This is a genomic window from Agromyces sp. S2-1-8, assembly GCF_021129215.1.
GTDB classification, from domain to species: Bacteria; Actinomycetota; Actinomycetes; order Actinomycetales; family Microbacteriaceae; genus Agromyces; species Agromyces chromiiresistens.
Genome location: NZ_JAJOLP010000001.1, coordinates 2,564,821 through 2,586,856, shown reverse-complemented (window position 1 = coordinate 2,586,856; position 22,036 = coordinate 2,564,821). Strand labels below are relative to the sequence as shown.

Here is a 22,036-nt window from a genome sequence, read left to right as displayed (position 1 = left end):
TTGGCGCCGTGCCGGGCGCGGCCCGGACGACTCCCTCGATTATCGCATGCTCTGACAGCGACGTGGGGAATCGGCGTGCCATAATCCGAGCATGCCCGACACCCTCGAGCGCCGTCGGCCGCTCGCCCTCGCGATCTTCCTGCTCATCGCCGGCGCCCTCGGGCTGCTCGCCGCGTTCGAACTCTCGGTCGAGAAGGTGCTCACCCTCGAGGATCCGAGTCATGTACCGAACTGCAACGTGGGCGTGCTCGTGGGATGCAGCACGAACCTCGCGTCGTGGCAGGGCTCCGTGTTCGGCTTCCCCAACCCGTTCGTCGGGCTCATGGCGTGGCCGGTCGTCATCACGATCGCCGTCGCGATCCTCGCCGGCGCGACGTTCGCCCGCTGGTTCTGGGTGGGCTTCAACGTCGGCGTGGCCGGCGCGCTCGCGTTCGTCGGCTGGCTCATCTACCAGAGCATCTACGTGCTCGACGTGCTCTGCCCCTGGTGCATGCTCACGTGGGCGGTCACCATCCCGACCTTCTGGGCGGTCACGCTGTACAACCTGCGCGAAGGGCATATTCCGGGCTCGGCACGCGTTCGCCGGCTCGCCGGGGCGTGGCTGAAGTGGGTACCGCTCATCACGGTGGTCTGCTACGCCATCGTGATCGTGCTCGCCCAGGCTCAGATGAACGCGATCCCCCGCGTCATGATCGACCTGCAGAATCTCTGAGCATCCGGCCGGTCGAGGAGCGACGAAGGAGCGTATCGAGACCACGCGTGGCGGTCTCGATACGCGTGCTCCGGCGTCGCCCGCTCCTCGAACGACGAAACCTCAGGCGAACCAGAGCGCGAGCTCGCGCTCGGCCGACTCGGGCGAGTCGGAACCGTGCACGAGGTTCTGCTGCACCTTGAGCCCCCAGTCGCGGCCGAAGTCCCCGCGGATCGTGCCTGGCGCGGCGGTCGTCGGGTCGGTCGTGCCCGCGAGCACGCGGAAGCCCTCGATGACCCGGTTGCCGGCGACGCGGATCGCGACGACCGGACCCGACTCCATGAACTCGACGAGCGGCTCGTAGAACGGCTTGCCCTCGTGCTCGGCGTAGTGCTTCGCGAGCAGTTCGCGGTCGGCCTGCACGAGACGGATGTCGACGAGCGAGTAGCCCTTCGCCTCGATGCGGCGCAGGATCTCGCCGGTCAGGTTGCGCGCGACACCGTCGGGCTTCACGAGCACGAGGGTCTCTTCGATCGCAGTGGTCATTGCTGTTCCTTCCCCGGCGCGGTGAATTCCGCGCGCTGTCGGTCGATCCGGCTCCCGGCGACCATGCAGTACCACCACATGCCGCCGAAGAGCGCCCCGACGACGAACATCGCCGGGTTGATGAAGCCCGAGGCGACGATGAGCACCTGCAGCACCCAGCCGAGCGTGTACGCCCAGTCGAAGCGGAGCAGTCCGATCGTCGCGATCAGGCCGAGAATGATGACGCCGCCCGCGACGAGGGCCACCCACGGCGGCAGGGCCGACTCGACGCCCAGTGCGGCATCGCCCTGTGCGAGGCCCCAGACGACGAGCGCGGCGAGGAAGACCACGATCGTCTCGAAGCCGAGCACGATCGCGCCGAGGCTCTGGCGGATCGAGCGCGGCGGCCGGGCGGGCGCGGCCGAGGCGTCGGGCTCGGAGCCCTCCACCTCGTCGAAGCCCTGCACGTCGTCGCCGCTCATGCGCTCCCCCACTCGTGGTCCTCGGCGTACGCCATCGCCTCGCCGACGAGCACGATCGACCCGGTGACGAGCACGGCGCGCTTCGGCCCGGCCGCCGCCCAGCCGCGGGCCTGCTCGAGCGCGTCCTCGAGCCGGTCGACGACGACCACCCGGTCGCCTGCGCGAGCGGCGACGATCGGGCCGAGCACGTCGGCCGGCAGCGCCCGCTCCGAATCGGGTGAGGTCACGATGAACGGCCCCGAGATCGCGGCGAGTTCACCGGCGATCCCGGCGGCGTCCTTGTCGTCGACGACACCGAACACGACCGCGATCTCGTCGAAGTCGAAGACCTCGTCGAGGGCGGTGACGAGCGAGCGGGCGCCGTGCGGGTTGTGCGCGGCATCCACGATGATCGTGGGCTCGGTGCCGACGACCTGCAGGCGCCCGGGCGAGGTCGCCTCGCCGAGGCCTCGCTCGACGACCTCGTCGGCGAGCCGCATCGAACCGCCGCCGATGAAAGCCTCGACCGCGGCGACCGCGACGGCCGCGTTCTCGGCCTGGTGGGCTCCGAACATGGGCAGCAGCACATCGCGGTACTCCCCCGCGAGCCCGCGGATCGACACGAGCTGGCCGCCGATCGCGACCGCGGTCGAGATCACCGCGAAGGCGTCGTCCTCGACCGCGAGGGTCGACTCGGTGAGCTCGGCGGCGTCCTCGAGCACGCGCAGCGCCTCGTCGGACTGTCGCGCGGTCACGACCGACGCGGCAGGCTTGATGATGCCCGACTTGGTGCGCGCGATCGCCTCGACGGTCGAGCCGAGCCGTGCCTGGTGGTCGAGCGCGATCGGGGTGAAGACCGCGACCTGGCCGTCTGCGACGTTCGTGGAGTCCCACTCTCCGCCCATGCCCACCTCGAGCACCACGACGTCGACGGGCGCGTCGGCGAAACATGCGAACGCGAGCACCGTGAGCGCCTCGAAGTAGGTGAGCGGCTGCTCCCCCGCCTGTTCGAGCTCGGCGTCGACGATCGCGATGAACGGGAGGATCTCCTCCCAGTTGCGGGCGACCGCCTCGTCGGTGATCGACTCGCCGTCGATGCGGATGCGCTCGGTGAACCGCACGAGGTGCGGGCTCGTGAGCAGGCCCGTGCGCAGGCCGGATGCGCGCAGCAGGCTCTCGATCATGCGACTCGTCGACGTCTTGCCGTTGGTCCCGGTGATGTGGATCACGGGCGCCGACCGGTGCGGGTCGCCGAGCAGCTCGACGGTGCGCCGGGTGGGCTCGAGCCGGGGGCGCGGTGCGCCCTCGCCGACGCGCGCGATGAGCGACGCGTGCACCGCGTCGGCGGCGTCGCGCGCCTCGAGGTCGTCGGGGCCGGTCATGCGGGCTCCAATCCGATGGTCAGTCGCGAGTCGTCGCCGACGGCCTTGGCCTCGCCGTCGAGGTCGGCCGAGGCGAGCACCTCGAGCGAGGTCGCGAGGGTCTCGCCCGCGATGAGCTCGCGGTGGGTCTCGGCGGCGCGCGCGCCGACGGGGTCGAGCGTGAGGGTGAGGGCGATCCGGTCGCCGACCTCGAGGCCGGCGGCCTTGCGGGCCTCCTGCACGGCTCGCACGACGTCGCGCGCGAGGCCCTCGGCCTCGAGCTCGGGCGTCGTGGTGGTGTCGAGGATCACGAAGCCCCCGTCGGCGAGCAGGCCGAGGGCGCGCTCGCCGTCGCCCGATCCGGCTTCGAGCACGAGGTCGTACTCGTGCGGCTCGAGGGCGATGCCGGCTGCGACGACGGTCTCGCCGTCGAGCGACCAGTCGCCCGAGCGCGCGGCCTGGATCGCCTGCTGCACCTGCTTGCCGAGGCGGGGACCCGCGGCGCGTGCGTTCACCGTGAGGCGCTTGGTCACGCCGTACGTCTCGGCACTCCGTTCGTCGAGCTGCACCAGGTCGACGTTCTTCACGTTGAGCTCGTCGCGCAGGATGGCCTCGAACGGCGAGAGGGCCGAGGCATCCGCACCGACGACCGTGAGCCGGGCGAGCGGAAGCCGCACCCGGCGCCCGGCCTGCTTGCGCAGCGCGAGCGAGGTGGAGCTGATCTCGCGCACCGCGTCCATCGCGGCGACGAGCGCCGGGTCGGCCGGGAACTCGCTCGCCTCTGGCCAGTCGGTCAGGTGCACGCTGCGTCCGCCGGTGAGGCCGCGCCAGATCTTCTCGCTCACGAGCGGCAGCAACGGCGCTGCGAGGCGCGTGAGCGTCTCGAGCACGGTGTGGAGGGTGTCGAACGCCTCACGGCCCGAGCCGTCGTCGGCCACGCCCTGCCAGAACCGGTCGCGCGAGCGGCGCACGTACCAGTTCGTGAGCACGTCGCCGAAGTCGCGCAGCTTCTGCGCGGCGAGCGGCGAGTCGAAGTCGTCGAGGTCGGCCGTGACCGCTTCGACGAGGTCGCGCAGCTTCGCGAGCAGGTACCGGTCGAGCACGTCGGTGGACGTCGTCGATCGGGATGCCTCGTACCCGCCGTCCTTCGCCGTGTTGGCGTAGAGGGAGAAGAAGTACCAGGTGCTCCAGAGCGGCAGCATCAGCTGGCGGACGCCCTCGCGGATGCCCTCCTCGGTGACGATGAGGTTGCCGCCGCGCAGCACCGAGCTCGACATGAGGAACCAGCGCATGGCGTCGGAGCCGTCGCGATCGAACACCTCCGAGACGTCGGGGTAGTTGCGCAGCGACTTCGACATCTTCTGCCCGTCGCTACCGAGCACGATGCCGTGGCTCACGACGTTCGAGAACGCCCGGCGGTCGAAGAGCGCGGTCGAGAGCACGTGCATGACATAGAACCAGCCGCGCGTCTGCCCGATGTACTCGACGATGAAGTCGGCCGGGTTGTGCGTGTCGAACCACTCCCGGTTCTCGAACGGGTAGTGCACCTGCGCGAACGGCATCGAGCCCGAGTCGAACCAGACGTCGAAGATGTCGGTGATGCGTCGCATCGTCGACCGCCCGGTCGGGTCGTCGGGGTTCGGCCGGGTGAGCTCGTCGATGTAGGGACGGTGCAGGTCGGGCTTGCCGTCGGGACCGACCGGAAGCCGCCCGAAGTCGCGCTCGAGCTCTTCGAGCGAGCCGTAGACGTCGATGCGCGGGTGCTCGGGGTCGTCGCTCTTCCACACCGGGATCGGTGAGCCCCAGTAGCGGTTGCGGCTGATCGACCAGTCGCGAGCGCCCGCGACCCACTTGCCGAACTGGCCGTCCTTCACGTTGTCGGGAACCCAGTTGATGTCCTGGTTGAGCTCGCCCATGCGGCCCTTGAACTCGGGCACCTTGATGAACCAGCTCGAGACGGCCTTGTAGATGAGCGGGTTGCGGCACCGCCAGCAGTGCGGGTACGAGTGTTCGTAGCTCGCCTGGCGGAGCAGACGCCCCTCGGCCTTCAGGAGCTGCGTGAGCGGCTTGTTCGCGTCGCTCCAGAGCATCCCGGCGACGTCGGTGACGGCGGGCAGGAACTTGCCGCCCTCGTCGAGCGAGATGACGACCGGGATGCCTGCGGCTTCGCCGATCTTCTGGTCCTCCTCACCGTAGGCAGGTGCCTGGTGCACGATGCCCGTGCCGTCTTCCGTCGTGACGTAGTCGGCGACGAGGATGCGCCAGGCATTCTGCAGCCCGTACGCCTCGACGTCGGCGTAGTAGTCGAAGAGGCGGTCGTACGTGACGCCATCGAGGTCGGCACCGCGCACCGTGCGCGAAACGGCCGCACGGGCGTCGTCGGCGGAATCGTAGCCGAGCTCCTTCGCGTAGCCGCCGACGAGGTCGACGGCGAGCAGGTACTCGCCGCCGAGCACCTCGGGGGCCTCGGTTCCCTCGGCCTGCTCGCGGAGAACGGTCGCGTCGGGCGTGCCGTTGGGGCCGGCGGGCACGACCGCGTACTCGATGTCGGGCCCGACGGCGAGCGCGAAGTTCGTCGGCAGCGTCCAGGGCGTGGTCGTCCACGCGAGCGCCCGGACCGCGGTGAGCCCGAGCGACTCGGCCTTCGCGCCGGTGAGCGGGAAGGTGACCGTCACCGTCTGGTCCTGGCGCATCTTGTAGACGTCGTCGTCCATGCGCAGCTCGTGATTCGACAGCGGGGTCTGGTCGCGCCAGCAGTAGGGCAGCACCCGGTATCCCTCGTACGCGAGACCCTTGTCGTAGAGGGTCTTGAACGCCCAGATCACGCTCTCCATGAACGTGACATCGAGGGTCTTGTAGTCGTGCTCGAAGTCGACCCAGCGGGCCTGGCGGGTGACGTACTCCTCCCACTCCTTCGTGTAGCGCAGCACCGACTCGCGGGCCGCGCGGTTGAACGCCGCGATGCCCATCTCCTCGATCTCGCTCTTGTCGGTGATGCCGAGCTGGCGCTCCGCCTCGAGCTCGGCGGGCAGGCCGTGCGTGTCCCAGCCGAAGCGGCGGTGCACCTGGTGGCCGCGCATCGTCTGGAAGCGCGGGAAGAGGTCCTTCGCGTAGCCGGTCAGGAGGTGGCCGTAGTGCGGCAGGCCGTTCGCGAACGGGGGGCCGTCGTAGAAGACCCACTCGGGGGCGCCTTCGCGCTGGGCGATGGAGGCCTGGAAGGTGCCGTCGGCCTTCCAGAAGGCGAGCACCTCGCGCTCGACGGCGGGGAAGTCGGGTGAGGGGGCGACACCGTGGTCGTCTGGGGTGCGGGGGTACACGCTCGCTCCTTGTGGGACGGATGCTTCACGAGGACGCCGGCCGCTCGATCGAGCCGCCACCGCGGTACCACCTCGTTTGCGAATCGGCCCTTCGACAGGCTCGGGCACCGATTCACCCCTCATTGCCGGCTGTGACGGGCCGCCCCGTTCGGTTCTACTGACGCTCGGCGCTCGCTTCGACAGGCTCAGCGAACGACGACCGCGTTCTTCCGAAGACTCCCCGGTGATGGCCGGATCGACGTCGTTGGCCTCAAGAATACCGTGTCGACGGCGGGCCCGCGGGACGCATCGGGCGCACGACGCCGATCTGCGGGGCCGAGCGGTAGGCCGCGCGGACGAGTTCGAGCAGCGCCGCCTCGGGCAGCCCGTGCTCGCGGGCCTCCTCGACGAGGTCGTGCACGGCGCCCGCGAGCGCCGCGTGCCCGCCGATGCGCACCGCGACGACCGCGCCCCGTCCGCGGTGCACCTCGATGAGCTGCTCGTCGCGGAGCCGGTGGTAGGCGCGCAGCACCGTGTGCACGTTGAGCCCGAGCTCCGACGCGAGCGTGCGCGCCGCCGGCAGACGCTCGCCGCCGGTGAGCCGACCGTCGATGATCGACGACCTGAGCGCGGACGCGAGCTGATCGGCCAGTGGGGTCGGTGATGCGGCGTCGAGTCTGATCAGCACCGAAACATCCTAATTATTCTATTGCAATGCGAACAAGTTGCTTGTCGTGGCCGAAACGCGGTGTCAGGATGGCCCAGGGCCGGCGTCGTCCCGCTCACATCCCATCTCCCCTTCGAGGACTCGATGCACGCTGCACTCCACCCCCTCCGCCGCCCCCGCACATTCGGCCTGGCCGTCGCGGCACTCGTCGGCGCCGTCGCGCTCGCCGGCTGCCAGGCGGCCGAACCCGACGCCTCCGACGAGCCGGTCGCCGGCGGCACGCTGCGGTACGCCTCCGGCGACGCCGAACCGACGTGCCTCGACCCGCACGTCGGCGGCAACTACCCGCAGGCCCTCGTCGCGACCCAGTTCCTCGAGTCGCTCGTCTCGCTCGACGAGTCGGGCGAGATCATCCCCTGGCTCGCCGAGTCGTGGCAGGCCTCCGACGACGGGCTGACCTGGGAGTTCACGCTCCGCGACGACGTGGAGTTCACCGACGGCACGCCGTTCGACGCCGAAGCCGTGAAGGCGAACGTCGAGCACCTGAAGGACCCGGCGACCCAGTCGTCGACCGGCTACCTCGCGCTCGGCAAGGTCGACCGGGTCGAGGTCGTCTCCCCCGAGGTCGCCCGATTCGTGCTGACGGCGCCCGACAGCGCCCTGCTCGAATCGCTCTCGCAGCCCTGGCTCGCGATCGAGTCGCCGGCCGGCCTCGCCCGGGGCATGGATGAGAACTGCCAAGCGCCCATCGGCACCGGCCCGTTCGTGGTCGACGGCTGGGAGAAGCAGGAGCGCATCTCGCTCGTGCGCAACGACGACTACGTCTCGCCTCCCGCCGACGCCCGGCACGAGGGGGCCGCGTACCTCGAGGCGATCGACTGGCGGTTCATCCCCGACGCCGCCTCGCGCTACGCCGCGCTGCAGGCCGGCCAGGTCGACGTCATCGACAACCCGCAGCCCGACACGGCGGCGGCTGCGGAGAAGTCGGGCGACCCGACATGGATCGACGCGCCCCGCCCCGGCGCATCGAACCGCATCGAGCTCAACTCCGGCCAGGCGCCCTTCGACGACGAGCGGGTCCGCGAGGCGTTCATCGCCGCCGTCGACGTCAACGACGGCATCGACTCGCTCTACTTCGGCACCGCCGAGCGGTCGTACTCGCCGCTCTCCTCGGCGGAGGCGCTCGCCTATTCCGACCCCGACCTGTTCGAGACCGACCTCGACCGCGCGAACGCGCTGCTCGACGAGGCCGGCTGGGCCGAGCGCGACGACGACGGCACCCGCGTGAAGGAGGGCGAGCGCCTCGTGGTCCGGTTCCCCGTGAGCACGAACCAGTCCGTGCCCGCGGAGCAGTCGCTCTTCGAGCAGGTGCAGGCGACGGCGAAGGAGGCCGGGTTCGACGTGCAGATCTCCCTGCTCGACCTGTCGAGCTGGTACGGGGCGCTCTTCGCCCACGAGTACGAGATCGTGAGCGCGCCGTACACGAAGGTCGGCCCCGACGTGCTGCGCATCCTGTACCACTCCGACAGCATCACGCCGGCGCCGAGCGGCTACTTCGCGAACCTGGCGCAGGTGAACGACCCCGAGATCGATGCCCTGCTGACGGACGCCGCGTCCACGAGCGACGCCGCCGAGCGGGCCGACCTGTACGAACGGGCCCAGGCGCTCATCCTCGGCGGGCACTACCTGCTGCCGCTCTACGACCAGCAGAACAGCTTCCTCGTGGCGAACTCGGTGCACGGAGCGCGTGCACTGCCGACCGTGTCGACGCCCACCTTCTATGACGCCTGGATCGCCGACTGACACGATGCCGGTCGACGGCGGGTCATCCCCGTCGTCGACCGGCCCCCCGGCCGCCCGCGGCGGCGGACCGGCCGTGCGCCACGTCGCGCTGCTCGTCGGCGGGGCGGTGTTCGTCATGTGGGCGGTCGCGACCCTCACCTTCTTCGCCATCCGCCTGATCCCGGGCGATCCGGCGCAGGCGATCCTCGGCGGGCCCGGTTCGCAGGCCTCGCAGGAGGCCCTCGACCAGGTGCGCCTCGACTACGGGCTCGACCAGCCGCTCCTGGCGCAGTACCTCGCGATGCTGGGCCGCCTCGTCACCGGCGACCTCGGCACCTCGTACGCGCTCAAGGTGCCGGTCGCCGAGCTTCTCGGTGCCCAGGTCGGCGGCACGATGCTGCTCGCCGTCTGCTCGCTCGCGCTCGCGTGGGTGCTCGCGCTGGCGCTGTCGCTCTGGTCGACCGGCCGGGGGCGCATCGCCACGGCCGTCGGACAGGGCATCGAGCTCTTCGCCGCGGCCTTGCCGCACTTCTTCCTCGCCGCCGTGCTCATCGCGGTCTTCAGCTCCGGACTCGGCTGGCTGCCCCCCGTCGCGACCGGCACGCCGGTCGGCCTGATCCTCCCGGTCGCGACCCTCGCCGTGCCCCTCGCCGGCTTCCTCGCCCAGGTCATGCGCGAGAGCCTCCTCGACGCGATGCGGCAGCCGTTCGTCGTCTCGGCCCGCGCCCGCGGCGAGAGCGCGCTCGGCGTGCGGTTCCGGCACACGCTGCGCCACGCCGCACTGCCCGGCATCAGCCTGTCGGGCTGGGCGCTCGGATGGCTGCTCTCGGGCGCCGTCGTCGTGGAGACGATCTTCGCGATGCCCGGGCTCGGCCGAACCCTCCTGCAGGCGGTGACGCTCCGCGACATCCCGGTCGTGACCGGCGTCGTACTGCTCGTCGCGCTCGTCTACGTCGTCATGACCGTCGTGACGGATCTCGCGATGCGCGTCGCGGATCCGCGCCTCGCCGGGGAGGCGCGATGAGCGATCTCGAACTCCAGCAGGCGACCGTCGATGCTGCTGCGGCCGAGGCCCGGCCCACCGGGCGCCCGCGAGTCGGCACGATCATCGCGGGGGCGTTCGTCGCCTTCCTGCTGGTGGCCACGTGCTTCCCGTGGCTGCTCGAGACGTACGATCCGAACGCGATCGCGCCGGCCGACGCGTTCCAGCCGCCGTCGGCAGCGCACTGGTTCGGAACCGACGAATCTGGACGCGACCTCTACAGCCGCGTGATCGCGGGTACGGCGACCTCGCTCGCGATCGGCGTCGCCGCAACTGCGATCGGGCTCGCGCTGGGGCTCGTGCTGGGCGTCGCGGCGAGCTTCGGCGGCCGTGCCGTCGACTTCGGGGTCGGTCGGCTCGTCGAGGTGCTGTTCGCGTTCCCCGGCTTGCTCCTCGCCCTCCTCGTCATCGTCGTCGCCGGGCCGGGGCCCGTCACCGCCACGATCGCCGTCGGCCTGTCGACGGCGCCCGGGTACGCACGCATCATCCGCGGTCAGCTGATCTCGATCCGCTCCGCGCCGTACGTCGAGGCGGCCACGGTGCTCGGACGCACCAGGCCCCGCATCCTCGGTGCGCACATCCTGCCCAACGCCCTCCTGCCGCTCGTCGTCCTCGCGACGCTCGGCATCGGGCAGGCGATCGTCTGGGCCGCGGCGCTCAGCTACCTCGGACTCGGCGCCGAACCGCCGGCCGCCGAATGGGGCGCGATGCTCTCGGCCGGCCGCACCTACCTCGCCACCGCGTGGTGGATGACCGTGTTCCCCGGCCTCATGATCGTCGGCACGACGATCGCGACGACGGTGCTGGGCCGCGCGCTCGCCAGGCGGGAACGGGGCGTCCGATGAACACGACGACCCGCCGTCCCGTGCTCGAGCTCGACGGCCTCTCGGTCGACTTCGGCGACGCCCGCGTCGTCGACGGCGTCGGCCTCTCGATCGCGCCGGGCGAGTGCGTCGCCCTCGTCGGCGAGTCCGGTTCGGGAAAGTCGGTCACCGCCAGGAGCCTGCTCGGCATGGCCGGCGACGGCGCCCGCGTCCGCGCCGACGTCCTGCGCATCGACGGCCGCGACCTGCGCGGAGCGACCGAACGCGACTGGCGCACGGTGCGCGGCCGCACCGCGGGCCTCGTGCTGCAGGATGCGCTCGTCGCGCTCGACCCGCTGCGCCCCGTCGGCCGCGAGGTCGAGGACGCCCTGCGCATCCACGACCGGATGCCTCGTGCCGAACGCCGCGCCCGGGCGGGCGAGGTCCTCGACGCCGTCGGCATGCCCGACCCGGCCACGGCCGCCCGCCGGCGCTCCGGTGAGCTCTCGGGCGGACTCCGCCAGCGCGCGCTCATCGCCTCGGCCCTGGCGCTCGACCCACCGCTGCTCATCGCGGACGAGCCGACGACGGCGCTCGACGCGACGGTGCAGGCGCGCGTGCTCGACCTGCTGGCTGCGATCCGCGATCGCGGCACCGGGCTGCTGCTCATCAGCCACGACCTGGCGGTGGTGTCGCGGCTCGCCGATCGCGTGCTCGTCATACGCGAGGGGCGCGTGCTCGAGCAGGGCGCGACGGCCGCGGTGCTCGGTGCGCCGAGCGACCCGTACACGCGGCAGCTCATCGCCGCCGTGCCCGCCGACGTGCCGCGCGGTGTCGCGCTCAGCGGACCGGGCCCGAAGCCCGCATCCGATCCGACCGAGCCGAGAACCTCGGCCGTGCCGACCGGTCCGACCGAGCCGGCACGCGGATCGTCGGTCGTCGGTGCCGCCCCGAGCGACGACCACCGCGGTGCGGCGCTGAGCGCCGCACCGCTCCTCGTCGTCGATCGCGTGGGCAAGTCGTTCACCCTTCCCGGCCGAGTGCGGTTCGCCGCCGTCGACGACGTGTCGCTCGTCGTCTCACGGGGCGAGACGGTCGGGCTCGTGGGCGAGTCCGGATCGGGCAAGACCACGCTGGCGCGCCTGGTGCTCGCGCTGACTTCGCCCGACACCGGCACGATCACCTTCGACGGCGAACCGTGGTCGGCCCTCGACGAGCGCGCACGACGACCACGGCGACGGCGGGTCGGGGCGATCTACCAGGACGCGCTGAGCTCGTTCGACCCTCGATGGACCGTCGGCCGCATCCTCGCCGACGCCGACGCCGACGCGGAAGCGCCTTCCGATGCCGATCAGCACGGCGTCGCGGCATCCCCGACCGCCGACCGCACCGCCGTCCGCACCGGCCGAGCCCGACGCATCGCCGAGCTCCTCGACCGGGTCGGCCTCACCTCCGGTGTCGCCCATCGCGAGCCGCTCACGCTCTCGGGCGGCCAGCGGCAGCGCGTGGCGATCGCTCGCGCGATCGCGGCTCGCCCCGATCTGCTCGTCTGCGACGAGCCGGTCTCCGCACTCGACGTGACCATCCAGGCGCAGATCCTCGACCTGCTCGACGAGCTCCAACGCGAACAGGGGCTCGCGATGCTCTTCATCTCGCACGACCTCGGCGTCGTCGGCCACATGGCCGACCGCGTCGCCGTGATGCGGGCCGGCACCATCGTCGAACAGGGGCCGGCCGACCGGGTGCTCGTCGCGCCCGAGCATCCCTACACCGCGCGGCTGCTGGCCGACGCACCGCGCCTCGCGCACTGACCGCGCCGCGCCGCAGCCCCGCCTCACGGGGCGTTCCCCGGTGCGCTCCGCTAGGCTTGAGCGTCACATTCAGGCACCTCATCACGGACTCGGTGCCGCAGATATCGAACCGGAGCATCATGACCGACACCTCGCGCATCCCCGACAAGCCCGCTCTCGAAGGCCTCGAATCGGTCTGGGGAGGCGCGTGGGAGCGTGAGGGCACCTACCGGTTCGACCGCGGATCGGCCACGCGCGAGTGCATCTACTCGATCGACACTCCCCCGCCGACGGCCTCGGGTTCGCTGCACATCGGCCACGTCTTCTCGTACACCCACACCGACGTCGTCGCCCGCTTCCAGCGCATGCGCGGCAAGCACGTGTTCTACCCGATGGGGTGGGACGACAACGGCCTGCCGACCGAGCGCCGCGTGCAGAACTACTACGGCGTGCGCTGCGACCCGACTCTCCCCTACGTCGAGGACTTCGTGCCGCCGTTCGAGGGCGGCGACGGCAAGTCGACGAAGGCCGCCGACCAGGTGCCGATCTCGCGCCGCAACTTCATCGAGCTCTGCGAGCGACTGACCGTCGAGGACGAGCAGCAGTTCGAGGCGCTCTGGCGCATGCTCGGCCTCTCGGTCGACTGGACCCAGACGTACCGCACCATCGCCGACGAGGCGCTGTTCACCTCGCAGCTCGCGTTCGTCCGCAACGTCGAGCGCGGCGAGGCCTATCAGGCGCTCGCGCCGACGCTGTGGGACGTGACCTTCCGCACCGCCGTCGCCCAGGCCGAGCTCGAAGACCGCGAGCAGCCTGGGCACTACCACCGGGTGTCGTTCCACCGCCCCGACGGCGGCATCGTCGAGATCGAGACGAGCCGGCCCGAGCTCATCCCCGCGTGCGTCGCGCTCGTGGCACATCCCGACGACGAGCGCTACCAGCCCCTCTTCGGCACGACGGTGACGACGCCGGTGTTCGGCGTCGAGGTGCCGGTCGTCGCGCACCACCTCGCCCAGAAGGACAAGGGCACCGGCATCGCCATGATCTGCACCTTCGGCGACGTGACCGACGTCGTCTGGTGGCGCGAGCTCGACCTGCCCAACCGCGCGATCATCGGATTCGACGGCCGGGTCATCGCCGAGGCGCCCGAGGCGATCACCTCCGAGGCGGGGCGCTCGGCGTACGCCGAGCTCGCCGGCAAGACCACGTTCAGCGCGAAGCAGGCGGTCGTGCAGCAGTTGCGCGACTCGGGCGACCTGCTCGCCGACCCGAAGTCGATCACCCATCCGGTGAAGTTCTTCGAGAAGGGCGACAAGCCGCTCGAGATCGTGTCGACGCGCCAGTGGTACATCAAGAACGGCGCGCGCGACGAGGCGCTGCGCGAGCGACTCCTCGCGCACGGCCGCGAGATGGACTGGCACCCCGACTTCATGCGCGTGCGCTACGACAACTGGGTCGGCGGCCTCTCGGGCGACTGGCTCGTTTCGCGCCAGCGCTTCTTCGGCGTGCCCATCCCCGTCTGGTACCCGCTCGACGCGCAGGGCGACCCCGTGTTCGACGAACCGATCGTCGCCACCCAGGACCTGCTGCCCGTCGACCCGTCGTCCGCACCCGCGCCCGGCTACGACGAGGCGCAGCGCGGAGCGCCCGGCGGCTTCATCGGCGAGCACGACGTGATGGACACGTGGGCGACCTCGTCGCTCACCCCGCAGCTCGCGGGCGGCTGGGAGCGCGATCCCGAGCTCTGGAGCCTCGTCTTCCCCTACTCGCTGCGCCCGCAGGGCCAGGACATCATCCGCACCTGGCTCTTCTCGACGACGCTGCGCGCCGAGCTCGAGCACGGGGTCGCGCCGTGGGCGAACGCGGCGATCTCGGGCTTCATCGTCGATCCCGACCGCAAGAAGATGTCGAAGTCGAAGGGCAACGTCGTGACGCCCGCCGGACTGCTCGAGCAGCACGGCTCCGACGCCGTGCGCTACTGGGCCGCGTCGAGCCGACTCGGCACCGACGCCGCGTTCGACCCGCAGAACCCGACCCAGGTGAAGATCGGGCGCCGGCTCGCGATCAAGGTCCTCAACGCCGCGAAGTTCATCCTCGGCTTCGAGGGCTCGGCGGACGCCCCGGTGACGGTGCCCGTCGACCGCAGCATGCTCGCCGAGCTCGCCACGGTCGTGGACCGCGCCACCCGCGCGCTCGAGTCGTACGACCACGCTCGTGCGCTCGAGGTCGCGGAGACCTTCTTCTGGACCTTCTGCGACGACTACCTCGAGCTCGTCAAGGAGCGCGCGTACGGCGAGCCCAGCCCCGAGCAGGCCTCGGCCGTCGCCGCGCTGAAGACGGCGCTCGGCGTGCTGCTGCGGCTCTTCGCCCCGGTCATCCCGTTCGCCACCGAGGAGGCGTGGAGCTGGTCGCACGACGGCTCGGTGCACCGGGCCGCCTGGCCGACCGCCGACGAGCTCTCGTCCCGCGGTGAGGCGAGCGGCGAGCTGCTCGAGCTCGCGAGCCTCGCGCTCACCGGTATCCGGCGCGCGAAGACCGACGTCAAGGCCTCGCAGAAGACGCCCGTCGCCCACGCGACGATCGCCGCGCCCGCCGCGACGACCGCGCTGCTCGAGCACGTGGCATCCGACCTGCGCGCGGTCGGGCGCATCGCCGAGCTCGCCTTCACCGAGGCCGACGAGTTCGACGTCCGCGACGTCGTCTTCGAGGCGCCGTCCGAATAGGGGGAACCATGACCAACGAGATCCGGATGGCCGGAGACGACGACTTCTTCGGCTGGCTGCCGCTCTTCGAGGCGTACTGCACGTTCTACGAGACCGAGCTCGACGACCAGAAGGCGCTCATCGTCTGGAACTGGCTGCGCGACGAGCACAATCCGCTGCAGGCCGCGCTCGCCGTCGACGAGGAGGGCACGCCCGTCGGGCTCGCGCACTTCCGCCAGGTCCCCGAGTCGCTGAGCGCCACCTACGGCATGTACCTCGACGACCTCTACGTGGCCGAGTCGCAGCGCGGCACCGGCACCGGCCGTGCGCTCATCGAGTTCGTGCACGCTCGCGCCGCCGAGGTCGGCCACGGGGGCGTGGCGTGGATCACGGCCGCCGACAACGAGACCGCGCAGCAGCTCTACGACCGCCTCGCGAAGCGCACGAGCTGGGTGACCTACGAGATGGAGGCCTGATGCGACTCGGCACGAGGTGGGCGTTCGGCGACGAGCCTCCGGCCTCGGTGCCGGGCGACCTCCGTCCGCGCATCGCCGCAGCCGAGGCCGCGTTCGAGGGCGATCCCGCTGGTCGCCACTGGACCCTCACCTGGCTCGAGGGACGCCCGATCGCCGAGCTCGACGACGGCACCGTCGTTCGCGAGGTCATCGCCGACGCGCTCGACGCCGACGAGGACTGGTAGCGCTCCTCGACCGGCGGTACCCGCTCAGGCCCGGGCGAGCACCTCGCCGTGCGGCATGAGCAGCCACCCGTCACGATCGGCCGCCCAGTCGCGCCACGCCTGCGCGACCCGCCGGAGCTCGTCGGGGTTGGAGTGTCCCGACTCGATCGCGTGTGCGGCGAAGCTCGACTCGGTCGCCCGCTCGGCCCACGAACCGCCCCACCACTCGCGCTCGAGGTCGCTCGCGAACACCCAGACGGAGCCCGACGCGGTCACGTCGGCGAATCCCGCCTCGCGCGCCCACCGCTTGAGGTGGCGGCCGGCGTGAGCGTCGCCGCCGTTCCAGTCGTGCACGTCGTGGTACAGCGCGAGCCAGCGATCGAGGCCCGCCGAGGCCGGGCTCCAGATGATCCCGCCGTAGTCGACGTCGCGTACGGCGAGCAGTCCCCCGGGCCTGAGCACGCGCCGGAACTCGCGCAGCGCGTCGACGGGCCGGGCGAGATGCTGCAGCACCTGGTGGGCGTGCACGACGTCGAAGGCGTCGTCGTCGACGTCGAGCGCGTAGGCATCACCCGTGCGGAACTCGACGTTGCCGACCCCCTCGCTCGCTGCGAGGCCGGCGGCCTGCGCCACGACGTCTTCAGACGCGTCGATGCCGACGACCCTTCCCGGGCGCACGCGGCGCGCGAGGTCGACGGTGATCGTGCCCGGGCCGCAGCCGACGTCGAGGATGCGGGCGCCGGCATCGAGATGCGGGGCGAGGTACGCCGCCGAGTTCTCGACGGTGCGCCACGCGTGGATGCGCAGGACGCTCGCGTGATGGCCGTGGGTGTACGCGTCGCGGGTCGACGGCGATTCGCTCTCCATGACCCGAGCCTACGCGCGCAGCGTTTCGACGGCGGCCGCGATCCGGCGCTCGCGCGTCTCGGGGCGCTTCGCCTCGGCGACGCCGCGTGCGAGCTCCTTCCGCCGCGAGTACGACAGCGCCTCGAAGGCCCTCCTCGCGGGCGGCTCGGCGTCGAGGGCGGCCGCGAGGTCGGCCGGCACGTCGACCGCGCGCTCGGCGGTGTCGAGGTCGACGGTCGCCTCGACCGCATCACCGATGTCGACGCCGAGCTCGGCGCGCACCGCCTTCGACAGCCCGATGACGTTGCGGCCGTCCATCACGGCCAGGCGCACCCGCGCGGTGCGGCCGGCGATGCCGACGACGACCGCGGCGCGCTTTCCGCCGCCGAGCGCGTCGACCTGGGCATCGGTCAGTTCGAGGGCGGTCGCCGGGCCGAACGGGACGAGCACGGTGCTGATGCGAACGGTCATGGATCGATCATGGCGCGCGCGACGCGCGGATGAGAAGCCCGGCGGCGCGCGGCGACACGGATCCACGCGCCGCCGCCCCGATCGGCCGCGCCCGTAGTGTTGACGGATGGACGACGCCCATCGCAACCCGCTGCTCGACCCGAGTCCGCTCCCGTACCGGTTGCCCCTGTTCGAGCTCATCACCCCCGCCGACTTCCGGGAGGCGCTCGAACTCGGCATGGGCGAGCAGCGCGAAGAGCTCGACCGCATCGCCGGCGACGCCGACGTGCCGACGTTCGAGAACACGATCGTCGCCCTCGAGCGCTCCGGCGCGACGCTCCGCCGGGTGCTCCCGGTCTTCGAGAACCGCAGCTCGGCCGACGCCGACGAGGCCGTCGACGCGATCGAGGCCGAACTCGCGCCGAGACTCGCCGCGCACCGCGACGCGCTGCTTCTCGAACCCCGCCTGTTCGCGCGAATCGACGCGCTCGTCGCGCGACTCGACGCCGGCGGGTTGGAGCTCGCCGACGACGAGTCATACCTGCTGCGCCGCCGGCATCGCGTCGCCGTGCTCGCCGGCGCCCGACTCGACCCCGACGGGCGCGCCGCGCTCGAACGCCTCAACGAACGCATCGCCGGACTCACGACCGCCTTCCAGCAGACGCTCCTCGCCGACACCAACGAGCGGGCGCTCCATCTCACCGATGAACACGACCTTGCGGGGCTCGACGACCGGCGCCGCGCGACGGCTCGTGCGGCGGCGGTGGTACGCGGGCTCGACGGCTGGCTCCTCCCCCTCGTCCTGTCGACGCAACAGCCCGCACTCGCCGAGCTCGACTCCCCAGCGTCGCGCGACCGGCTGTTCGCCGCGTCGCGGGGTCGCGGCACCTCGGGCGGCGACCACGACACCCGCCAGATCCTGCTCGCGCTCGTCGCGCTCCGCGCCGAGCGGGCGAAGCTGCTGGGCTTCGCCGACCACGCGAGCGCGGTCACCGCCGACGAGACCGCCGGGACGGCCGAGGCCGTCGCCGAACTGCTCGGGAGGCTCGCGCCGACCGCCATCGCGAACGCGCAGCGAGAGGCGACCGCCCTCGCCGGACGGGCCGAGCGGGACGGACTGCGCCCGTTCGAGGCATCCGACTGGATCTACCTCGCCCAGCGCGAACGGGCCGAACGCCACGACGTCGACCTCGCGGCGATGCGCCCGTACCTGGAGGCCGACCGGGTGCTCCGAGACGGCGTGTTCCACGCGGCGACCCTGCTCTACGGGCTCCGGTTCGCCGAACGGCCCGACCTCGTCGGCCACCACCCCGACGCGCGGGTGTTCGAGGTGAGCGAGGCGGACGGCGCCGCCGTCGGGCTGTACGTGCTCGACCTCTACGCGCGCTCCTCGAAGCGCGGCGGCGCCTGGATGAGCTCCCTCGTCGAGCAGTCGGAGCTCACGGGCGACCTGCCCGTCGTCGTCAACCACCTCAACGTGCAGAAGCCCGCCGACGGCGACCCGACGCTCCTCACCTTCGACGAGGCCGAGACGCTCTTCCACGAGTTCGGCCACGCCCTGCACGGGCTGCTCGCGCGCGTGCGGTTCCCGAGCGCCGCGGGCACGAACGTCTTCCGCGACTTCGTCGAGCTGCCGAGCCAGGTGAACGAGCTCTGGATGCTGCGGCCCGAGGTCCTCGGGAACTATGCGGTGCACCACGAGACGGGAGAACGGCTCGCCACCGAGTTCGTCGAGCGCCTCCTCGCGTCGCGCACGTTCGGCGAGGGATTCTCGACGACCGAATACCTCGCGGCCGCGATCCTCGACCAGGCCTGGCACCGGCTCGACGCAGAGACCGCCGCGGCACTGGCGCCCGCCGACGTCGCGGAATTCGAGCGCGCGGTGCTCGACGCCGCCGGGCTCGCCGACCCGCTGCTGCCGCCGCGGTACTCGAGCGGCTACTTCGCCCACGTCTTCGCGGGCGGCTACGACGCGGGCTACTACTCGTACGTCTGGAGCGAGGTGCCGGGCGCCGACATCATGGCCTGGTTCGAGGAGCACGGCGGCGCGACGCGCGAGAACGGCGACCGGTTCCGGGCGGAGATCCTCGGCCCGGGCGGCTCGCGCGATCCGCGCGAGTCCGTGCGCGCCTTCCTCGGCCGCGAGCCGCGGATCGACGCGCTGCTCGCTCGCCGCGGCCTGACCTGAAACGATGCCTCGTGCAGCGACTGCTGCACGAGGCATCCGTGCTCGTGGTTCGGGCGACCGGGTCAGATCGCGAAGCCGAGCGCCCGCATCATGTCGCGGCCGTCGTCGGTGATGCGTTCGGGGCCCCACGGCGGCATCCACACCCAGTTGATGCGGAACGCCTCGACGACCCCGTCGAGGGCCTCGGCCGTCTGCTCCTCGATGACGTCGGTCAGCGGGCAGCCGGCGCTCGTGAGCGTCATGTGGATGACGAGCGCGTCGTTCTCGTCGTCCCAGCCCAGGTCGTAGATGAGGCCGAGGTCGACGATGTTGACCCCGAGCTCCGGGTCCATGACGTCTTTCAGGGCCTCGGAGACCTCGTCGTAGCGCTCGGGCGCGAGTGAGGTGACCATGGTGCGATTCTACCCGTGGACTATTCGGCGGCGGCCGCGGACGCCGGCTCGGCGACCTGGTAGCGGTCGTAGCCCTCGTCCTCGAGGCGGTCGGCGAGCTCGGGGCCACCCTGCTCGGCGATGCGACCGGCGACGAACACGTGCACGAAGTCGGGCTTGATGTACCGGAGGATGCGCGTGTAGTGCGTGATGAGCAGGATGCCGAGGCCCGTGTTCGCCTTGGCCCGGTTGACGCCCTCCGAGACGATCTTGAGCGCATCGACGTCGAGGCCCGAGTCGGTCTCGTCGAGGACCGCGAACCGCGGCTTCAGCAGCTCGAGCTGGAGGATCTCGTTGCGCTTCTTCTCGCCGCCCGAGAAGCCCTCGTTGACGTTGCGCTCGGCGAAGGCCGAGTCCATCTTCAGGTTCGACATCGACTCGCGGACGTCCTTCACCCACGTGCGGACGCTCGGCGCCTCGCCGTCGATCGCCGTCTTCGCCGTTCGGAGGAAATTCGTGACGGTGACGCCGGGAATCTCGACCGGGTACTGCATCGCGAGGAAGAGACCCGCGCGAGCACGCTCGTCGACCGACATCTCGAGGACGTTCTCGCCGTCGAGGAGGATCTCGCCCTCGACGACCGTGTACTTGGGGTGGCCGGCGATGGTGTAGGCGAGCGTCGACTTGCCCGATCCGTTCGGGCCCATGATGGCGTGGATCTCGCCCTCGTTGATGACGAGGTCGACGCCGCGGAGGATCTCGCGGGTGCCCTGGTCGGTCTCGACGTTGACGTGCAGGTTCTTGATCTCGAGCACAGACATGTTCTTGGGAATTCTCTTTCGGTAGCCGGCCGCGGCCGGAGCAGCGTGGGTCAGACGGTCAGCGTGACCGAGGGGTCGATGTGGACGTCGCCGCCCTCGATCTCGACCCGGTAGACGGGAACCGGCTCGTAGGCCGGGAGGGTGAGGGGCTTGCCGGTCTTCAGCGAGAACTTCGAGCCGTGGGCCCAGCATTCGAGCGTGTCGTCCTCGACGAAGCCCTCGGCGAGCGAGATGTCGCCGTGGGTGCACGTGTCGCCGATCGCGAAGACATCGCCCGCGGAGTCCTTCACGACCGCGATCGGCACGCCGTCCAGAACGAATCGCGACGCCTGGTTCTCGACGAGCTCGTCGACGGCGCAGACACGAACGGATGCCACGTCAGTTCCCCTGCAGTTCGGCTTCGATGGCGGCGGTGAGCCGCGATTCGAGCTCGGGCGAGCCGATCTTCTGCACGACCTCGGTGAGGAAGCCGCGCACGACGAGGCGACGCGCCTCCTCTTCGCGGATGCCGCGGGCCATCAGGTAGAAGAGCTGCTCGTCGTCGAACCGGCCGGTCGCCGACGCGTGGCCGGCGCCCTCGATGTCGCCGGTCTCGATCTCGAGATTCGGCACCGAGTCGGCGCGCGTGCCCTCGGTGAGCACGAGGTTGCGGTTCTGCTCGTAGCTGTCGGTGCCGGTCGCCTTCTGGCCGATGAGCACGTCGCCGATCCAGACGGTGCGCGCGCCCTCGCCCTGCAGGGCACCCTTGTAGGTCACGCGGCTCTTGGTGTGCGGCGCGTCGTGGTGCACGTAGACCTGCTGCTCGAGGTGCTGTCCGGCGTCGGCGAAGTAGAGGCCGAGCGCCTCGACGTCGGCGCCCTGCTCGGCGAGGTGGGTCGAGGGGTTCACCCGCACGACCTTGCCCCCGAGGGAGACGACGATGTGCTTGAGGAAGGCGTCGCGGCCGACCTTCGCGAACTGGCTCGCGAGGTGCACCGAGTCGTCGCTCCACTCCTGCAGCGAGACGACGGTGAGCTGAGCGCCCTCGCCCACGAGGATCTCGAGGTTCTCGGACAGGCGGGCGTCGCTGGTGCCTCGGAGGACGACGAGGCCGCGGCTGTTCGGCGCGATCTCGATGATCGTGTGGGCCGCGCGAGGCGTGGCGCCGAGACCCGAGCGGGTGACGGTCGCGACCTTGTCGTCCTCACCGGTCACGGAGATGAGGAGCGCCTCGTCGAAGCTCGACCAGGCGTTGGCGCTCGCGCGCTCCTCCGGCGTGCCGGCCGTGCCGATGCGGGCGTCGTCGCGGGCGATCCACGAGACGGCGACGCCGTCGACCTCATCGGCTTCGACGTCGGGACGAGAGCCGTCGAGCGCACCCGAGGTCAGGTCGGCGAACGCCGCGACGGGCGACAGCTTCCACTCGTGCTCGCGGCCGTTGACCGGCTCGAAGTCCTCGACGTTCACGGAGCGGAAGCGCTCGGAACGGGTCTGGACCGGGACGAACGCGCCGTCGGAGTGCGCGACGAGCCCGTGCTGCTCTGCGGTGGGCATAGCGGTGCTCTGCATTGCGGTGGTCATC

The 22,036-nt window shown here is 71.3% G+C and carries 20 protein-coding genes; 9 read left to right on the top strand and 11 right to left on the bottom strand.

All coding sequences use genetic code 11. The features are described from left to right. The first annotated feature begins 91 nt into the window (after positions 1-91). Positions 92-712, top strand: coding sequence for a vitamin K epoxide reductase family protein (locus tag LR269_RS11765; protein ID WP_231430966.1), 621 nt, complete (start codon positions 92-94; stop codon positions 710-712). Positions 713-814: 102 nt separating this feature from the next. Here the strand turns inward: LR269_RS11765 and ndk are convergent, their stop codons facing one another. The 5 genes from ndk to LR269_RS11740 form a co-directional block, all read right to left on the bottom strand. After that, positions 815-1,237, bottom strand: coding sequence for a nucleoside-diphosphate kinase (gene ndk / locus LR269_RS11760; RefSeq protein ID WP_231430965.1), 423 nt, complete (start codon positions 1,235-1,237; stop codon positions 815-817). Further along, positions 1,234-1,698 (bottom strand): DUF4233 domain-containing protein, encoded by a 465-nt coding sequence (locus LR269_RS11755; protein ID WP_231430964.1) that lies wholly within the window; start codon positions 1,696-1,698, stop codon positions 1,234-1,236. Before LR269_RS11755 ends, ndk begins: the two co-directional genes overlap by 4 nt. Continuing rightward, the gene (locus LR269_RS11750; RefSeq protein WP_231430963.1) at positions 1,695-3,059 is read right to left on the bottom strand and encodes a folylpolyglutamate synthase/dihydrofolate synthase family protein; all 1,365 of its coding nucleotides are present in this window, start codon (positions 3,057-3,059) and stop codon (positions 1,695-1,697) included. Before LR269_RS11750 ends, LR269_RS11755 begins: the two co-directional genes overlap by 4 nt. After that, on the bottom strand, positions 3,056-6,355 hold the full coding sequence (gene ileS / locus LR269_RS11745) for an isoleucine--tRNA ligase (RefSeq protein WP_231430962.1): 3,300 nt from the start codon (positions 6,353-6,355) through the stop codon (positions 3,056-3,058). Before ileS ends, LR269_RS11750 begins: the two co-directional genes overlap by 4 nt. A 250-nt stretch (positions 6,356-6,605) precedes the next feature. After that, entirely contained in the window at positions 6,606-7,022 is a 417-nt protein-coding gene (locus LR269_RS11740; RefSeq protein ID WP_231430961.1) for a GntR family transcriptional regulator, read from the bottom strand. Positions 7,023-7,145: 123 nt separating this feature from the next. On the opposite strand from LR269_RS11740, the gene LR269_RS11735 reads away from it, so the two are divergent. From LR269_RS11735 to LR269_RS11705, 7 genes are all read left to right on the top strand, one after another. After that, positions 7,146-8,804, top strand: coding sequence for an ABC transporter substrate-binding protein (locus LR269_RS11735; protein WP_231430960.1), 1,659 nt, complete (start codon positions 7,146-7,148; stop codon positions 8,802-8,804). A 4-nt stretch (positions 8,805-8,808) separates the two neighbouring features. Continuing rightward, positions 8,809-9,807: an ABC transporter permease gene (locus LR269_RS11730; RefSeq protein WP_255679930.1), complete on the top strand. Its 999-nt coding sequence runs from the start codon at positions 8,809-8,811 to the stop codon at positions 9,805-9,807. Beyond that, a complete protein-coding gene (locus LR269_RS11725) occupies positions 9,804-10,670 on the top strand; it encodes an ABC transporter permease (protein WP_231430959.1) in 867 nt (288 codons plus the stop codon). The genes LR269_RS11730 and LR269_RS11725 overlap by 4 nt, the downstream gene beginning before the upstream one ends. Continuing rightward, on the top strand, positions 10,667-12,439 hold the full coding sequence (gene nikE / locus LR269_RS11720; protein WP_231430958.1) for an ABC transporter ATP-binding protein: 1,773 nt from the start codon (positions 10,667-10,669) through the stop codon (positions 12,437-12,439). Before LR269_RS11725 ends, nikE begins: the two co-directional genes overlap by 4 nt. Before the next feature lie 119 nt (positions 12,440-12,558). Next, positions 12,559-15,141 (top strand): valine--tRNA ligase, encoded by a 2,583-nt coding sequence (valS, locus tag LR269_RS11715; RefSeq protein ID WP_231430957.1) that lies wholly within the window; start codon positions 12,559-12,561, stop codon positions 15,139-15,141. 8 nt (positions 15,142-15,149) lie between these two features. Then, positions 15,150-15,596, top strand: a complete 447-nt coding sequence (locus LR269_RS11710) for a GNAT family N-acetyltransferase (protein ID WP_231430956.1) — start codon at positions 15,150-15,152, stop codon at positions 15,594-15,596. After that, a complete protein-coding gene (locus tag LR269_RS11705) occupies positions 15,596-15,820 on the top strand; it encodes a hypothetical protein (RefSeq protein WP_231430955.1) in 225 nt (74 codons plus the stop codon). Before LR269_RS11710 ends, LR269_RS11705 begins: the two co-directional genes overlap by 1 nt. 24 nt (positions 15,821-15,844) lie before the next feature. Here LR269_RS11705 and LR269_RS11700 read toward each other — a convergent pair whose 3' ends face one another. Beyond that, complete coding sequence (locus tag LR269_RS11700; RefSeq protein ID WP_231430954.1) at positions 15,845-16,666, bottom strand: methyltransferase domain-containing protein; 822 nt, start codon at positions 16,664-16,666, stop codon at positions 15,845-15,847. A 9-nt stretch (positions 16,667-16,675) separates the two neighbouring features. Beyond that, positions 16,676-17,116, bottom strand: a complete 441-nt coding sequence (locus LR269_RS11695; RefSeq protein WP_231430953.1) for a YdeI/OmpD-associated family protein — start codon at positions 17,114-17,116, stop codon at positions 16,676-16,678. A gap of 106 nt (positions 17,117-17,222) precedes the next feature. On the opposite strand from LR269_RS11695, the gene LR269_RS11690 reads away from it, so the two are divergent. Beyond that, positions 17,223-19,283: a M3 family metallopeptidase gene (locus LR269_RS11690; RefSeq protein WP_231430952.1), complete on the top strand. Its 2,061-nt coding sequence runs from the start codon at positions 17,223-17,225 to the stop codon at positions 19,281-19,283. A gap of 62 nt (positions 19,284-19,345) precedes the next feature. On the opposite strand, the gene LR269_RS11685 is transcribed toward LR269_RS11690, so the two are convergent. Genes LR269_RS11685 through sufD form a run of 4 tightly spaced genes read right to left on the bottom strand, consistent with a single transcriptional unit; the run spans position 19,346 to position 22,008 of the window. Continuing rightward, a complete protein-coding gene (locus LR269_RS11685; RefSeq protein WP_231430951.1) occupies positions 19,346-19,675 on the bottom strand; it encodes a metal-sulfur cluster assembly factor in 330 nt (109 codons plus the stop codon). 20 nt (positions 19,676-19,695) lie between these two features. Beyond that, entirely contained in the window at positions 19,696-20,475 is a 780-nt protein-coding gene (gene sufC, locus LR269_RS11680; RefSeq protein ID WP_231430950.1) for a Fe-S cluster assembly ATPase SufC, read from the bottom strand. Positions 20,476-20,525: 50 nt separating this feature from the next. Then, the gene (locus LR269_RS11675; protein ID WP_231430949.1) at positions 20,526-20,852 is read right to left on the bottom strand and encodes a non-heme iron oxygenase ferredoxin subunit; all 327 of its coding nucleotides are present in this window, start codon (positions 20,850-20,852) and stop codon (positions 20,526-20,528) included. Position 20,853: 1 nt separating this feature from the next. Continuing rightward, entirely contained in the window at positions 20,854-22,008 is a 1,155-nt protein-coding gene (gene sufD / locus LR269_RS11670) for a Fe-S cluster assembly protein SufD (RefSeq protein WP_231430948.1), read from the bottom strand. Between the last annotated feature and the right edge of the window lie 28 nt (positions 22,009-22,036).